Annotated in this window: 12 protein-coding genes and 1 tRNA gene; 10 read left to right on the top strand and 3 right to left on the bottom strand. The window is 72.9% G+C overall.

Features of this window, described 5'->3' with window-relative positions; translation table 11 throughout:
- The first annotated feature begins 111 nt into the window (after positions 1 to 111).
- Positions 112 to 1,710 carry a vWA domain-containing protein gene (locus EKG83_RS01980; RefSeq protein WP_033432379.1) on the top strand — a complete coding sequence of 533 codons (1,599 nt, stop codon included), beginning with the start codon at positions 112 to 114 and terminating at the stop codon, positions 1,708 to 1,710.
- A 164-nt stretch (positions 1,711 to 1,874) separates the two neighbouring features.
- Here the strand turns inward: EKG83_RS01980 and EKG83_RS01975 are convergent.
- Positions 1,875 to 1,950: transfer RNA gene (locus tag EKG83_RS01975), tRNA-Thr, on the bottom strand.
- Between the two features lie 694 nt (positions 1,951 to 2,644).
- Between EKG83_RS01975 and EKG83_RS01970 the strand changes: the two genes are divergently transcribed.
- Together EKG83_RS01970 and otsB are read left to right on the top strand one after the other, a co-directional pair.
- Complete coding sequence (locus EKG83_RS01970; RefSeq protein WP_033432314.1) at positions 2,645 to 4,081, top strand: alpha,alpha-trehalose-phosphate synthase (UDP-forming); 1,437 nt, start codon at positions 2,645 to 2,647, stop codon at positions 4,079 to 4,081.
- A gap of 52 nt (positions 4,082 to 4,133) precedes the next feature.
- The gene (gene otsB, locus EKG83_RS01965) at positions 4,134 to 6,668 is read left to right on the top strand and encodes a trehalose-phosphatase (RefSeq protein WP_033432315.1); all 2,535 of its coding nucleotides are present in this window, start codon (positions 4,134 to 4,136) and stop codon (positions 6,666 to 6,668) included.
- 208 nt (positions 6,669 to 6,876) lie between these two features.
- On the opposite strand, the gene radA is transcribed toward otsB, so the two are convergent.
- Together radA and EKG83_RS01955 are read right to left on the bottom strand one after the other, a co-directional pair.
- On the bottom strand, positions 6,877 to 8,244 hold the full coding sequence (gene radA, locus EKG83_RS01960) for a DNA repair protein RadA (protein WP_194282985.1): 1,368 nt from the start codon (positions 8,242 to 8,244) through the stop codon (positions 6,877 to 6,879).
- A gap of 116 nt (positions 8,245 to 8,360) precedes the next feature.
- Positions 8,361 to 9,167: a copper chaperone PCu(A)C gene (locus tag EKG83_RS01955; RefSeq protein ID WP_153277838.1), complete on the bottom strand. Its 807-nt coding sequence runs from the start codon at positions 9,165 to 9,167 to the stop codon at positions 8,361 to 8,363.
- Positions 9,168 to 9,459: 292 nt separating this feature from the next.
- On the opposite strand from EKG83_RS01955, the gene EKG83_RS01950 reads away from it, so the two are divergent.
- The 7 genes from EKG83_RS01950 to rlmB all read left to right on the top strand — a co-directional run bounded on the left by EKG83_RS01950 (position 9,460) and on the right by rlmB (position 14,733).
- A complete protein-coding gene (locus EKG83_RS01950; protein ID WP_012782996.1) occupies positions 9,460 to 9,948 on the top strand; it encodes a CarD family transcriptional regulator in 489 nt (162 codons plus the stop codon).
- Positions 9,949 to 9,981: 33 nt separating this feature from the next.
- The gene (gene ispD / locus EKG83_RS01945; RefSeq protein WP_033432317.1) at positions 9,982 to 10,680 is read left to right on the top strand and encodes a 2-C-methyl-D-erythritol 4-phosphate cytidylyltransferase; all 699 of its coding nucleotides are present in this window, start codon (positions 9,982 to 9,984) and stop codon (positions 10,678 to 10,680) included.
- Positions 10,677 to 11,162 (top strand): 2-C-methyl-D-erythritol 2,4-cyclodiphosphate synthase, encoded by a 486-nt coding sequence (gene ispF, locus EKG83_RS01940; RefSeq protein WP_033432318.1) that lies wholly within the window; start codon positions 10,677 to 10,679, stop codon positions 11,160 to 11,162. The genes ispD and ispF overlap by 4 nt, the downstream gene beginning before the upstream one ends.
- Positions 11,163 to 11,172: 10 nt before the next feature.
- The gene (locus EKG83_RS01935; RefSeq protein ID WP_033432381.1) at positions 11,173 to 11,568 is read left to right on the top strand and encodes a PPOX class F420-dependent oxidoreductase; all 396 of its coding nucleotides are present in this window, start codon (positions 11,173 to 11,175) and stop codon (positions 11,566 to 11,568) included.
- A 137-nt stretch (positions 11,569 to 11,705) separates the two neighbouring features.
- Positions 11,706 to 12,317, top strand: coding sequence for an HAD family hydrolase (locus EKG83_RS01930; RefSeq protein ID WP_033432319.1), 612 nt, complete (start codon positions 11,706 to 11,708; stop codon positions 12,315 to 12,317).
- Between the two features lie 45 nt (positions 12,318 to 12,362).
- Complete coding sequence (gene cysS / locus EKG83_RS01925) at positions 12,363 to 13,760, top strand: cysteine--tRNA ligase (RefSeq protein WP_033432320.1); 1,398 nt, start codon at positions 12,363 to 12,365, stop codon at positions 13,758 to 13,760.
- 4 nt (positions 13,761 to 13,764) lie between these two features.
- Entirely contained in the window at positions 13,765 to 14,733 is a 969-nt protein-coding gene (rlmB, locus tag EKG83_RS01920) for a 23S rRNA (guanosine(2251)-2'-O)-methyltransferase RlmB (protein WP_033432321.1), read from the top strand.
- Positions 14,734 to 14,811 lie beyond the last annotated feature (78 nt).

Genomic DNA, 14,811 nt, shown 5'->3' with positions numbered 1-14,811 from the left:
TCTCGGACCGTACTCGGGCGGGTCGCACCTCATCCGCCTGGTGTGCCCGCACACCGTGGTCGGGCACCCGGACCCCTGCGTCCGGCAGCGCTAGTGGAAGAGGTCGACTGGATGCGTCCCCCTCACAGACGCGGCGCCCTGCTGGCGGCCGTCGCCTTGGCCCTGACCGCGGTCCAGGCCGCCCCCGCCGCGGTCGCGGCGCCGGCGGCGAGCCGGTGCGGACCGCTCGACGTGGCGTTCGTGCTCGACGACACCGGCAGCATGGGCGGTGCGATCGCCAACCTGAAGACCGGCATCACCAGCATCGTCAACGACGTGGTCGCCGCGTCCGGCGGTGACTACCGGCTCGGGCTGGTGACCTTCAAGGACAACATCGGCGTGCACGCGCCCCTGACCGCGGGCAACGCGGCGCAGGTGACCAACTACGTCACCAACGTGCTCGCCGCCGCCGGTGGCGGTGGCGAGCCCGAAGCCTCCGACGAGGCCCTGAACACGGTGGTGAACAACCTCGCGGCGGCCGGGCGGCCGCAGAACGCCGACTTCGGCGGCGCGTGGCGGTCGAACGCGACGAAGGTCGTGGTCCTGGTGACCGACGCGCGGCCGGGCGGGTTCGACGACGCCCACACCGCCGCCGACGTCGCCAACGCGTCGACCCGGGCCAACCAGGCCCTGGCGCGCGGCGTGAAGATCTCGTCGGTCTACGTGCCCACGTCGACGGCCTACAGCGCCGCGATCACGCCGATCATGCAGAACTACGCCACCACCACCGGCGGCGTGTTCACCCAGGCCGCCGCCGACGGTTCGGGCACGGCCGCGGCGATCCAGCGGTTCCTGCGGGACTGCAAGCGCACCGACGTGTTCGTGCGGGACCAGACCACCGACACCGGGGCCGAGCCCAACCCCAACGGCACGGTGTGGAACAGCCCGGACATCAAGGTGTGCCCGGGCCTGGCCGACTGCGCCGGCATCCAGCCGGTGGTGGGCGCGACGAACTACGTCCACGTGCGGCTGCACTACGCCGACCCGTACGGCGTCGGGCCCGCGCTGGGCACGCTGAAGGTCTACCGCACGCCGCCGAGCGGTTCGACGACGTGGGACGACGCCACCGGCGGCGACTGGGTGCCCGTCGGCGAGCAGGCCGTGAGCGTGCCCGCGGGCGGAACGGTGGTGAAGGTGCCGTGGGTGAACGTCCCGGGGCCCGGCCACTTCTGCCTGCTGGCGCGGTGGGTGTCGGCGACCGACCCGATGACGTTCGCCGAGGGCCCGAACACGGCGCTCAACACCAAGAACAACAACAACATCGCGTGGCGGAACTTCCAGACCGTGCGGGGTCGCGTGCTGGAGCCGGTGCGGTCCTGGTTCACCCTGGGCAACGCGACCGGGCAGCCGGTGAAGACCGACCTGGTGCTGACCGGTGAGAAGCCGGTGGCGGGCGAGGTGGTGATCGACCTCGGGCCGCGCCTGCTGGAGCGGTGGCGCGAGAGCGGCGGCCGGGCCGAGGGCGTGAAGCAGGTCGGCGAGACCTCGTTCCGGCTCGACCCGAAGCGGTCGGCCCTGCTCGGGCTGCGGGTCGAGCCGGGCGAGCGGTTCGCCACGGAGCTGACCTTCACCCCCGAGCAGCCGGGCGAGTACCTGACCAACCTGGTGCAGCTCGTCGACGGCGAGGACCAGGGCGGCGTGGCCTACCAGGTCGTCACCGACCGCGAGTGACCGACTCGGGGTGACCCGCCGGGGGTGGTCCGCCGGAGTGGTCCACCCGGGACGACCGCCCCCGGACGACCGCCTCGGGGAATCCGCCGACGCGACCGCGGCCCGTGCCCCGCGCGGGTCGCGGTCGCGTTCCGCGCCTCCCCGGGCGGCGGGGAGGCCGGACGTGGAGCCGGTGGCGGGACTTGAACCCGCAACCTTTCGCTTACAAGGCGAGCGCTCTGCCAATTGAGCTACACCGGCACGGCCCGGAGGCCGCGAACATCGTAAGCGCCCGCAGGGGGTATTACCTGCGGCGAACGGTCTGCTCACGGTGTCCCGCCATTGGTCCGTCCGGAGGTTGACGATACCGTCCGGGTGGCTGCGGGAAACCGCAAAACCGCTGGCCAGCGCTATCAACAGTGTTGAGCGCACAGTGATCAACTCACTCGACCGAGGTCCCTCGTCCGAGGGTGGCGCACAACACAGAGGTAAATATGCGGCAACCTGGCGCGGCGCACCGGTCGGGGCGGGCCCGGTGATCGGGACCCCGGGCGGCCGCGCGCCGGGCCCCGCTCCGGGTAACGCGGTGCCCGAACCACCCGTCGCGGTTCACCACCGGGCACCCGGCCGTCACGGTCCGTGCACAAAACCGGGACGCCGTCCCCTCGGCCACCCCTTCGGGCACTCCCCCGACCCGTCCCCGGCGGCGGGACGGCCGCCCGGAGGCGTCGTTCCAGGTGAACTTTGGGTTCCGCGACCCGCGCCGCGAGCACCGGCCGGAGGGGCCGACTTCGCAGGTGGGGCGCTGATCACCCGCTTTCCACGTGACGTTGCCCACCTGATGAGCTTTCGTCAAGTCAACACAGTGTGACGGGGCCGACGACAGGGCATCCAGCCTGCGCGTTCCCACTAACCTCGACGTGGGCGAGACGAATCCCCAAGGAGGCGCTACCCGGTGAGCAGCATTGGCGAGAACGGCGCGGAGTTCCTGGTCGTGGCCAACCGCCTCCCGGTTGACCTGGAGCGCCTCGAAGACGGCACCCAGCGCTGGAAGCACAGCCCCGGCGGCCTGGTCAGCGCCCTGGAGCCGTTCCTGCGGGCCCACAGCGGCGCGTGGGTCGGCTGGCCGGGCATCGCGGACGCCGAGGTGGAGGCGTTCGAGGAGGACGGCCTGCAACTGCACCCGGTGACGCTGACCGCCACCGAGGTCGCGGACTACTACGAGGGCTTCTCCAACGGCACGCTGTGGCCGCTCTACCACGACGTGGTGGCGCCGCCCGCGTTCCACCGGCGGTGGTGGAACGCCTACGTGCGGGTGAACCAGCGCTTCGCCGACGTGACCGCGAAGGTCGCCGCGCAGGGCGCGACCGTGTGGGTCCAGGACTACCAGCTCCAACTGGTGCCCGCGATGCTGCGCGAGCTGCGCCCGGACCTGCGCATCGGCTTCTTCCTGCACATCCCGTTCCCGCCGGTGGAGCTGTTCATGCAGCTGCCGTGGCGCACCGAGATCATCCGCGGCCTGCTCGGCGCCGACCTGGTCGGCTTCCACCGGCCCGGCGGCGCGCAGAACTTCCTGTGGCTGGCCCGGCGCCTGGTGGGCCTGGAGCCCAGCCGCGGCGCGGTCGGCGTGCGCACCCGGCCCGGCGTGGTCCAGGTCGGCGACCGCACGGTCCGCGTCGGCGCTTTCCCGATCTCCATCGACTCGGCGGGGCTCGACGCGCTCGCGCGCGACAGGGACGTGCAGAAGCAGGCCCGCAAAATTCGGGAAGACCTCGGGAACCCGAAGAAGATTTTGTTGGGTGTCGATCGCCTCGACTACACGAAGGGCATCGACGTCCGGTTGCGCGCGCTCTACGAATTGCTCGCCGACGGGCGCGTGGACCCCACCGAGGTGACCATGGTCCAGCTCGCCACGCCGAGCCGCGAGCGCGTCGAGCACTACAAGCAGATGCGCAGCGAGATCGAGCAGATCGTCGGCCGGATCAACGGCGAGTTCTCCACCGTCGGCCACCCGATCGTCCACTACCTGCACCAATCGGTCGACCGGCGCGAGCTGACCGCGTTCATGTCCGCCGCGGACGTCATGGTGGTGACCCCGGTGCGCGACGGCATGAACCTCGTCTGCAAGGAATACGTGGCAACGCGCTACGACCTCGGCGGCGCCCTGGTGCTCTCGGAGTTCGCGGGCGCGGCGGCCGAGTTGACGAGCGCGTTCCTCGTCAACCCCCACGATTTGGACGGCGTGAAAAACGCGCTGGAAGCCGCCCTCACGCTCGATCCGGCCGAAGGTCGCCGTAGGATGCGCGCGCTGCGACGCCAAGTCCTCACGCACGACGTCGACCGCTGGGCACGTTCGTTCCTTGATGCACTGGGCACGCAGACCACGATCTGAATCAGTTCAGACCACCACCCTGACCTGTCCCACCGAGCATTGAGGAGGGGCGTTGACCGCCGAGGCCCTCCCCGCCGAACTCCGCCGTGCGATCGTGCAGCTCGCGCGCACACCGCGCCTGCTGGTCGCCTGCGACTACGACGGGACATTGGCTCCGATCGTGGCGAACCCCGAGGACGCCCGCCCGCGCATCGAGTCGGTGGGCGCCCTGCGCTCGCTGGCCGCTCTCCACGAGACGACCACCGCGGTGATCTCCGGACGCGCGCTCCGCGACCTGGCCACCCTGTCGCGCCTGCCGTCCGAGGTGCACCTGGTCGGTTCGCACGGTTCCGAGTTCGACGTCGGGTTCGTACACGCCCTGGACGACAACGCCAGGGCACTGCACCGCCGCCTGGAAGACGAGCTGGAGAAGGTCGTCGAGGGCAAGGACGGCGTCGGCCTGGAGGTCAAGCCCGCGAGCATCGCGGTGCACGTCCGCCGCGCCGACCCCGCCGTCGGCGAGCGCGTGCTCGACGCCGTGCGCACCGGCCCGGCCACCTGGGACGGCGTGCAGGTCACCGAGGGCAAGGCGGTGATCGAGCTGGCCGTGGTGCAGACGGACAAGGGCCACGCCCTGGACGTGCTGCGGCACCGCGCCTCGGCCACCGCCGCGATCTTCGTCGGCGACGACGTGACCGACGAGAAGGCGTTCGCCCGGCTGACCGGCCCCGACGTGGGCATCAAGGTCGGCGAGGGCGAGTCGCTGGCCGAGTACTTCGTCAAGGACACCCTCGACGTGGCCACCGTGCTGGCGTTCCTGCTGGAGGAGCGCCGCGCCTGGCTGCACGGCGACCAGGCCGTGCCGATCGAGCGGCTGACCATGCTGGCCAACGAGCGCTCGGTGGCGCTGCTGACGCCCGATGCCCGGGTCAACTGGCTGTGCCACCCCGAGCCGGACTCGGCGGCGGTGTTCGCCGACCTGCTCGGCGGCCCGTCCGCGGGCCACTTCACCATCAAGCCCGAGCACGGGTCGCTGCCGCTGGGCCAGCGCTACGTGCCGGGCACCATGATCGTGGAGACCCGCTGGTCGCGGCTGCTGGTCACCGACTACCTCGACCACGACGCGCCCGCGCACCGCACCGACCTGGTGCGGCGCATCTCGGGCTCGACCAACGCGGTGATCACCTTCGCGCCGCGGCCGGAGTTCGGCCAGGTCCCGGTGCGGCTGCTGCGCGAGCGCGAGGGCCTGCGCATCGTGGGCACCTCCGAGCCGATGGTGCTGCGCTCGCCGGGCGTGGACTGGCAGATCACCTCCGACGGCCAGCAGGAGACCGCCACCGCCGTGGTCCGCCCGCGCGAGGGCGCGGCGATCCTGCTGGAGCTGCGCTGCGGCACCGACGACCTGTCCGAGGCCACCCTGGGCGAGCCCGAGCGGCGCGCCCGCGCGGGCGCGTTCTGGTCGGACTGGGCCGCCACGCTCAAGCTGCCCGCGGTCGAGCCGGACCTGGTGCTGCGCTCGGCGCTGACGCTCAAGGGCCTGGTGCACCACGACACCGGCGCCATCATGGCCGCCGCCACCACCTCGCTGCCCGAGGAGCTGGGCGGCATCCGCAACTGGGACTACCGGTACTGCTGGCTGCGCGACGCGGCGCTGACCGCCCAGGCGCTGGTGTCGGTGGGCTCGCTGGGCGAGGCCGAGGCGTTCCTGAAGTGGCTGCACGGGGTCCTGGCGACCCTGCCCGGCCCGGAGCGCCTGCACCCGCTCTACACGCTCCAGGGCACCATGCTCGGCGCCGAGGCGGTCATCGACACGCTGCCCGGGTACGCCGGGTCGCGGCCGGTGCGCGTGGGCAACCTGGCCAACCAGCAGGTCCAGCTCGACGTGTTCGGCCCGGTGGTGGACCTGGTGGCGCAGCTGGCCACCGCGCGCGGCTCGCTCACCGACCAGGACTGGCGGATGGTGCAGGCGATGGCCGAGGCGGTCGCCCGCCGCTGGCACGAGCCCGACCACGGCATCTGGGAGGAGCGGCACGCGCCGCGCCACCACGTGTACTCGAAGGTCATGTGCTGGGTGACCCTGGACCGGGCGGTGAAGCTGGCCGAGTCCTACGGCCGGGAGGTCGACCCGTCGTGGCCGGTGCTGCGCGACACCATCGCGGGTGACGTGCTCAAGCAGGGGTGGAGCGAGGACGCGCAGTCCTTCACCACCGCCTACGACGGCGACGACCTCGACGCGGCGTCGCTGCACGTGGGCCTGTCCGGCCTGATCGACCCCACCGACGACCGGTTCCAGGCCACCGTCACCGCGATCGAGGCCGAGCTGCGCTCCGGGTCGACCGTCTACCGCTACCGGCGCGACGACGGCCTGCCCGGCGACGAGGGCGGCTTCCACCTGTGCGCGGCGTGGATGATCGAGTCCTACCTGCTCACCGGTCGCCGCACCGAGGCCGAGGAGCTGTTCGCGCAGATGGTCGACGCGGCCGGGCCGACCGGGCTGCTGCCCGAGGAGTACGACCCGATCGCGGAGCGCTCGCTGGGCAACCACCCGCAGGCGTACAGCCACCTGGGCCTGATCCGCTGCGCCCAGCTGCTGGCCGCCGGCAAGTAGTTCACCGGAAAGCGGTAATTCCGCGGCGTCGAACGCGCCCGGTCCCCGAGGGGGCCGGGCGCGTTCGCCGTTTCGGGGCGCGCGACGCGGTCCCCCTGCGACCCGCGGCACGGCTCCGGTGGCGGATCGGCGCGTCCACTGCCCCGGGGCCGCGCGAAGCGCTGTCCCCGAGGCGCGCGACGCGCTCCGCCGGGACGTGGCGCGTGCCCTACTTCCGCAGCTTCAACAGGTGGAGCGCTTCCAGCAGGTCGTGCGCGACCAGCGCCCGCGTCTCACCCGGCAGCGGTCCCGCGTCCGGCGGCACGAGGGCCTTGGTGTAGCCCAGCCGGGCGGCCTCGGTCAGCCTGCGGCCCACCCCGTTGACGCGGCGCAGCTCGCCCGACAGGCCGACCTCGCCGACCACCACCAGGTCGTGCGGCAGCGGCGTGTCCGTGGCCGCCGAGGCGACGGCCAGTGCCACCGCGAGGTCCACCGCGGGCTCGGTGAGCCGCATGCCGCCGACCGTGGCGGTGAACACGTCCTTGTTGTGCATGGCCATCCGCCCGCGCTTCTCCAGCACGGCCAGCGCCATGGCCACGCGCGCCGAGTCGAGCCCGCTGACCGCCCGCCTGGGTGAGGGCAGGTTCGTGGGCGTGACCAGCGCCTGCACCTCGCCCAGCAGCGGCCGCTTGCCCTCCACCACCACGGTGACCGCCGTCCCGGTGACGTCCTGCTCGCGGCGGTTGAGGAACAGCCCGGACGGGTCGGGGACGCCGACGATGCCGTCGTCGCGCAGCTCGAAGCAGCCGACCTCGTCGGCCGCGCCGAAGCGGTTCTTGATGCCCCGGACCAGGCGCAGGCTGGAGTGGCGGTCGCCCTCGAACTGGAGCACCACGTCCACCAGGTGCTCCAGCACCCGGGGACCGGCCACCGAGCCGTCCTTGGTGACGTGGCCCACCAGCACGATCGGCAGCGAGCGCTCCTTGGCCACGGCGACCAGCGTCGCGGTGACCGAGCGGACCTGGGTGACGCCGCCGGGGACGCCGTCCACCTCGGGCGAGGACATGGTCTGCACGGAGTCGACGATCAGCACGCCGGGGTCGACGGCCTCGATCTGCCCCAGGACCGCGCCCAGGTCGCTCTCGGCGGCCAGGTACATGGCGCCGTGGATGTTGCCGGTCCGCTCGGCGCGCAGCCGGACCTGGCCCGCCGACTCCTCGCCGGTGATGTAGAGGGAGGGGCGCCCGCCCTTGGCCGCCCACTGGTAGGCGACCTCCAGCAGGAGGGTGGACTTGCCCACGCCGGGTTCACCCGCCAGCAGGACCACCGCGCCCGGCACCAGGCCGCCGCCCAGCACGCGGTCCAGCTCGTCGACGCCGGTGCGCTGAGCACGCGCCGACTCGACGTCGACCTCCCCGATGGGGCGGGCCGGTGCGCTGGGCGCGCCGGCCACCACCCGGGCGGCCCGGGAGACGCCCCGCTCCTCGACCGTGCCCCATGCCTGGCACTCCGGGCAGCGGCCGACCCACTTCGCCACCTCGTGCCCGCACTCGGCGCACCGGTACGTCGGCCTGGCCACCCGCGCTGTCTTCGCCACGGTGCCGGAGGTTAGCCGGGACCACCGACAGAGCCGGCCCGGAGCCTCACGGGCTCCGGGCCGGGTCATCGTTCGGTCGGGGCGGGTCGGTGCCCGCCGGACCGGTCGGGCGCGGGTCAGTGCCCGCCGGAGGACTCGCCCTCGGGGCGCGGCTCCGGGGAGGCGCCGATCGGCACGTCCAGGACCAGCTCGCCCGCCTTCTCGAACAGGAACCGCACCCGGATGGTCTGGCCGGGCCGGATCTGCTGCTTCAGCCCCTTGAGCACGATCTTCACCTGACCGGGCTCGCTCGGCGGGATCGCGGCGGGCGTCTTGGTCGGCGTCGTCGGCGGGTTGTTGGAGATCGAGTTGCTGTCGGCCTTCGTGGTCGTGGTGGCACCCGACGCGGTGGTGCCGGGCGCGGAGGAACCCGTGACCGGGGAACCAGTGGTGGGGGAACCCGCGACAGAGGACACCGTGGTGCTCGTCACGGACGCCGCCGACGAGCCGGACGGGCTCGACGAGGCCGAGGCCGAGGCGGTGGAGCTGGAGTGCCCGCCCAGGTCGTCCTGGTCGGCCTCGGCGAGGATCGCGGAGCCCGCCTCCAGCAGCGTGTCGCCGTCGAGCGCGGCGGGCGCGGCGGCGTCGCTGGTCACGGCCAGCAGCTTGTCGGTCTCGGTGCCGTTGTTCGAGATGAGCACGGTCACCGGGGCGTCGTCGCCCTGCTCGTACGCGGCGTGCTCGACCGGGAACAGCAGCTGCGCGTCGCGGACCGCGATGGGGCCGATACCGCCGCTCGCGCCGTTCACCGCCGCGACCTGCTGGTCGGTCTGGGTGATCTGACCCGCGCTGCAACCTGCGGCGATCAAGCCGAGGCCCGCCGCCACCGCGGCCGCGACGGCCAGGCGACGAGGCGCTGGGGACTTCTGGTGTGCGCGACCCACGGCTGCTCGCATCCTTCCCGGTCTGCTGACGAGGCGGGTCGCACCCGGTAGGGAGCGGTGCGACCACCAGTGGGGGAGCCTAACGGGGCAGCGCCGGGTCGGCGGCACGTGGTGCCCCTTCGGTGGTGATCTCCCGTCCACAGTGGAGCAAGATCGACCTGGCCCGTTGCATGCGACCGGGTGATTTGTCAACCCCCCGCGCGGCCCTGACCAGCGCGAACCGATCTCCGGACGCCGAAGAGGGGATTGCTCGGCGTGTTAGGATGGGGTTAGCGAAAGGGGCAGAGGACACATGGTTTTCAAGGTCGGAGAGACCGTCGTCTACCCGCACCACGGTGCCGCCCTCATCGAAGCGATCGAGACCCGCGTGATCAAGGGCGAGGAGAAGAAGTACCTCGTCCTCAAGGTTGCCCAGGGCGACCTCACGGTCCGCGTCCCCGCCGACAACGCCGAGATCGTGGGCGTTCGCGACGTCGTCGGCCAGGAGGGTCTCGACAAGGTCTTCGAGGTCTTGCGTGCTCCGCACACCGAGGAGCCGACCAACTGGTCCCGGCGGTACAAGGCCAACCTGGAGAAGCTCGCCTCCGGCGACGTGAACAAGGTGGCCGAGGTGGTGCGGGACCTCTGGCGGCGCGAGAAGGATCGCGGTCTGTCCGCTGGTGAGAAGCGGATGCTGGCGAAGGCTCGACAGATACTGGTCAGCGAACTGGCGCTGGCCGAGGGCACCGACGAGGACAAGGCCGAGGTCCTGCTCGACGAAGTCCTCGCCACCGCGTCCTGATCGTTCAAGGGAACAACTCGGAAAGCCGCGAACATGGGTGTGGTCGCGCTCGTGCCCGCGGCGGGCCGGGGTGAGCGGTTGGGCTACGGCATGCCCAAGGCGCTGGTCCCGGTCGACGGCGTCCCGTTGCTCGTGCGCGCGGTGCGCGGCCTGCTGGCGTCCGGCCGCGTGCGGCACGTGGTGATCGCCGCACCCCCGTCCGATGTGGACGCAGTCAGCACCGTCACCGCCCCGTTGGCCCAGGCCGGCGGGGCGGTGTACGTGGTGGCCGGTGGTGCGGAGCGCTCCGACTCGGTGCGCCTGGCGCTGACCCACGCGCTGCGTGAGATACCCGACACCTCGATCGTCCTGGTCCACGACGCCGCTCGGGCGTTCACCCCGCCGAGCGTGGTGGGTGCGGTGGTCGACGCGGTGGCCGCGGGCCACCCGGCCGTGATCCCGGTGCTGCCGGTCGCGGACACGGTCAAGCAGGTCGATTCCACCGGAGTGGTGGTGGCCACACCCGATCGGGCGGCTTTGCGCGTGGTGCAGACACCGCAGGGCTTCGACGCGCGCGTGCTGCTGCGGGCGCACGAGTCGGGCCTGCACGCCACCGACGACGCCGGCCTGGTGGAGCGGCTGGGCGTGCCGGTGGTCACGGTGCCCGGCCACCCGGACGCGATGAAGGTCACCACGAAGTTCGACCTGGCGGTCGCCGAGGCGCTGCTGGCCGGGTCCGGAGGAACCCCGTGATCCCCAGGGTGGGCATCGGCACGGACGTCCACCAGGTCGAGGCCGGCCGCGAGTGCTGGCTGGTCGGCCTGCGGTGGGACGGCGCGGACGGCTGCGCCGGCCACTCGGACGGCGACGTGGCCGCGCACGCGCTGTGCGACGCGCTGCTGTCGGCCGCCGGGCTGGGCGACCTCGGCGCGGTGTTCGGCACGAGCGACCCGCGGTGGTCCGGGCGGCACGGCGTGGACTTCCTGGCCGAGGTGCGGCGGCTGCTGACCGGGGCGGGTTACCGGGTGGGCAACGCCGCCGTGCAGGTCATCGGCAACGCGCCCAAGGTCGGCAAGCGCCGCGACGAGGCGCAGCGGGTCCTGTCGGAGGCGGTGGGCGGTCCGGTGTCGGTGAGCGGCACCACCACGGACGGCCTCGGGCTGACCGGGCGCGGCGAGGGCATCGCCGCCGTGGCGACCGCGCTGCTGGTGCCGCTGGAGGCGCCCGCGGACTAGGGTGATCGACATGGCGGTCACCCTCAGCCCCGCGACGCGCGACCTGGTCGACGGCCGCAACTACGCCGTGCTGGCCACCCTCAACCCCGACGGCAGCCCGCAGACCTCGGTCGTCTGGGTCACCCGCGACGGGGACGACCTGCTCTTCTCCACCCTGCTGGACCGGGCGAAGGAGCGGAACCTGCGCCGCGACCCGCGGGCCAGCGCGAGCATCTGGAGCAGCGCCGACCCCGAGGTGTACGCGGAGGTCCGGGGCACGGTGACCATCACCGAGGACACCGGCCGCGAGCTGGTCGACGCCCTGGCCCACAAGTACGTCGGCCGCGACTTCCCGCCGGACGGGCCGGGGAAGGTGCGCGTGGTGCTCCGCCTCACGCCGACGAGGGTCACCGGCAACGCGGCCTAGCGGCGGTCCGCCCCCGCGCCGGTGCCCCCGAAGGCGGCCGTCCCGGTGGCCGGGATTCCCGAAGCCGGTCTCGTCTCGACTGGTGAGCCTGCTCTCGGTCGCCGCCACGACAGGTCCAGACCTCGTAGCGTGACGGTGTGACGATCCGCGCCGTCCTCTTCGACTTCTCCGGCACCCTCTTCCGCCTGGAGCACGACTCCCTGACCGCGCACGCCGAGCTGATGCGGGCGCTGACCGCGCCGGTCGGCGTGGCCGAGGGCCTCGACGTCGACGAGGCGCAGTGGGAGCGCCGCGACCTGGACCCGGTCGTCCACCGCGACCTGCACCTGGCGGTGCTCGCCGGGGCCGGCGCGCCCGACCCGGCCGCGTTCTACGCCAACCTGTGCAGCCCGGCGTTCTGGCAGCCCTACCCCGACACGGCGCAGGCCCTGGGCACCGAGCTGCCCACCGCCGTGGTCAGCAACATCGCGTGGGACATCCGCGCCGTGTTCGCCCGGCACGGCGTCGAGCACCGCGTGGACGAGTACGTCCTCTCCTACGAGGAGGGCTTCGTCAAGCCTGACCCCAAGCTGTTCCGCGTCGCCTGCGACCGGCTCGGCGTGCACCCGAGCGAGGCGCTGATGGTCGGCGACAGCCCGGAGGCCGACGGCGGCGCGGCGGCGATCGGGTGCGCGGTGGAGATCGTGGAGCCGCTGCCGACGGGCAGCCGGCCGGACGCGTTGCTGCAGGTGCTCCGAAAGCACATTTGACCGGCCGATTCAATACCCCCTCGCCGTCGCCCGTACCATTCGCGTGTGAGCCTCCACCTGTTCGACACCGCGACCCGGTCGATGCGGGAGTTCGTCCCGCAGACCAGCGGAACGGCGTCGATCTACGTCTGTGGGGCCACCGTGCAGGGCGTCCCGCACATCGGCCACGTGCGCAGCGGCCTGAACTTCGACGTGCTGCGCCGCTGGCTGGGCCGCGACGGCTCGACCGTGCACCTGGTGCGCAACGTCACCGACATCGACGACAAGATCCTCTCCAAGGCCGCCGAGAACGACGCGACCTGGTGGGAGTGGGCCTACCGGCACGAGCGGGCGTTCGACGACGCCTACGACGCGCTCGGCTGCCTGCCCGCGTCGTACTCGCCGCGCGCCACCGGCCACGTGACGCAGATGGTCGAGCTGATGGACCGGCTGATCGAGAAGGGCCACGCGTACGCCGCGGACGGCGACGTGTACTTCTCGGTGACCTCGTTCCCCGGGTACGGCGCGCTGTCCGGGCAGAGGCTCGACGACGTGGCGCAGGGCGAGTCCGCGGCGACCGGCAAGCGCGACCCGCGCGACTTCACCCTGTGGAAGGGCGCCAAGCCGGGCGAGCCGTCGTGGCCGACGCCGTGGGGCGCGGGGCGGCCGGGCTGGCACCTGGAGTGCTCGGCCATGGCGACCGCGTACCTGGGCGGCACGTTCGACATCCACGGCGGCGGCATCGACCTGATCTTCCCGCACCACGAGAACGAGCAGGCGCAGTCGCGCGCGGCCGGCGACGGGTTCGCCCGCTACTGGATGCACAACGCGTGGGTGACGCTCAGCGGCGAGAAGATGTCGAAGTCGCTGGGCAACACCGTGTCCATCCCGGTGATGCTGGAGAAGGTGCGGGCGCCCGAGCTGCGCTACTACCTGGTCGGCCCGCACTACCGGTCGAACATCGAGTACTCGCCCGAGGCGCTGGACGAGTCCGTGTCGGCGTACCGGCGGGTCGAGTCGTTCCTGCGGCGCGTGGTCGAGCGGACCGGGGCCGTGGAGAGCAGCGGCGAGCTGGCCCCGCAGTTCGTGGCGTCGATGGACGACGACATCGGCACGCCCGGCGCGCTGGCCGCCGTGCACAAGCGGGTGCGCGAGGGCAACACGGCGCTGGAGTCGGGCGACGACGCGGGCGCCCGGGCGGCCGCCGGTTCGGTGCGGGCGATGACCGACCTGCTCGGCCTGGACCCGCTGTCGCCGCAGTGGCACGACGCGTCCTCCTCCGGTGGCGGCGCGGGCAGGCGGGCCCTGGGCGCGCTGGTGGACCGGCTGCTGGAGGAGCGGCAGCAGGCCCGGAAGGAGCGGGACTTCGCCCGGGCGGACGCCCTGCGCGACCACCTGCTCCTGGCCGGGATCGCCGTCGAGGACACCCCCGACGGTCCGATGTGGACTCTGAAGGACGACTGAGCTCGTGGCGGGTAACTCCAAGCGCCGGGGTGCGATGCGCAACCCCGGCTCCAAGAAGGGCGCGGTCGTCGGGTCGGGCGGGCAGAAGGCCAAGGGCCTGCGCGGCAAGGGCCCGACGCCGAAGGCCGTCGACCGGCCCAACCACCCGGCGCACAAGCGCGCGAACGCGGCGGCCAAGGCCGAGCAGCAGCGCTCGCAGCGGCGCAAGCAGGCGGAGAACGCGCCGGAGATCGTGGCCGGGCGCAACCCCGTCGTGGAGTGCCTGCGGGCGGAGATCCCGGCGACCGCGCTGTACGTGGCGCTGGGCGTCGAGGCCGACGACCGGGTCACCGAGGCGGTGCAACTGGCGGCGGCGCGCGGCATCTCCGTGCTGGAGGTGCAGCGCGGCGAGCTGGACCGGATCACCGGCGGCGCGATGCACCAGGGCCTGGGCCTCCAGGTGCCGCCGTACGAGTACGCCGAGCCGCGCGACCTGCTCAAGATCGCCACCGAGTCCGGCGTCCCGCCGCTGCTGGTGGCGCTGGACGGCGTGACCGACCCGCGCAACCTCGGTGCCGTGGTGCGGTCGGCGGCGGCGTTCGGGGCGCACGGGGTCGTGCTGCCGCAGCGCCGGTCGGCGGGCGTCACCGCGGTGGCGTGGCGGACCAGCGCGGGCACGGCGGCGCGGATGCCGATCGCGATCGCCACCAACCTGACCCGCCAGCTCAAGGAGTGGGCCGAGGCCGGGCTGATGGTCGTGGGCCTGGACGCGGACGGCACGGTCGACGTCGACGGCCTCGACCTGGCGACCGGCCCGCTGGTCGTCGTGGTGGGCTCCGAGGGCCGCGGCCTGTCCCGCCTGGTGCGCGAGACGTGCGACCAGACCGTCTCCATCCCCATGGCCGCGGGCGTCGAGTCCCTGAACGCCTCGGTCGCCGCCGGCGTCGTGCTGGCCGAAGTGGCCCGCCGCCGCCGCCAGGCCACCCGCGCCTGACCCGAACGCAGAACTCACCGGTCCGGAACGTTCGACACGGGGGTCGTGAAGGTTCGACTCGCGCGAGTCGAACCTTCC

It is taken from the genome of Saccharothrix syringae (assembly GCF_009498035.1).
GTDB lineage: Bacteria > Actinomycetota > Actinomycetes > Mycobacteriales > Pseudonocardiaceae > Actinosynnema > Actinosynnema syringae.
The sequence above is the reverse complement of the archived record's forward strand: the minus strand, read 5'-3'. Positions and strand labels throughout refer to the sequence as shown.

What these genes read in the sequence shown, in the direction of transcription:
- EKG83_RS01980 (WP_033432379.1), top strand. Translation starts at nt 112, where the DNA reads ATGCGTCCCCCTCACAGACGCGGCGCCCTGCTGGCGGCCGTCGCCTTG.
- EKG83_RS01950 (WP_012782996.1), top strand. Translation starts at nt 9,460, where the DNA reads ATGGTTTTCAAGGTCGGAGAGACCGTCGTCTACCCGCACCACGGTGCC.
- ispD (WP_033432317.1), top strand. Translation starts at nt 9,982, where the DNA reads ATGGGTGTGGTCGCGCTCGTGCCCGCGGCGGGCCGGGGTGAGCGGTTG.
- EKG83_RS01935 (WP_033432381.1), top strand. Translation starts at nt 11,173, where the DNA reads ATGGCGGTCACCCTCAGCCCCGCGACGCGCGACCTGGTCGACGGCCGC.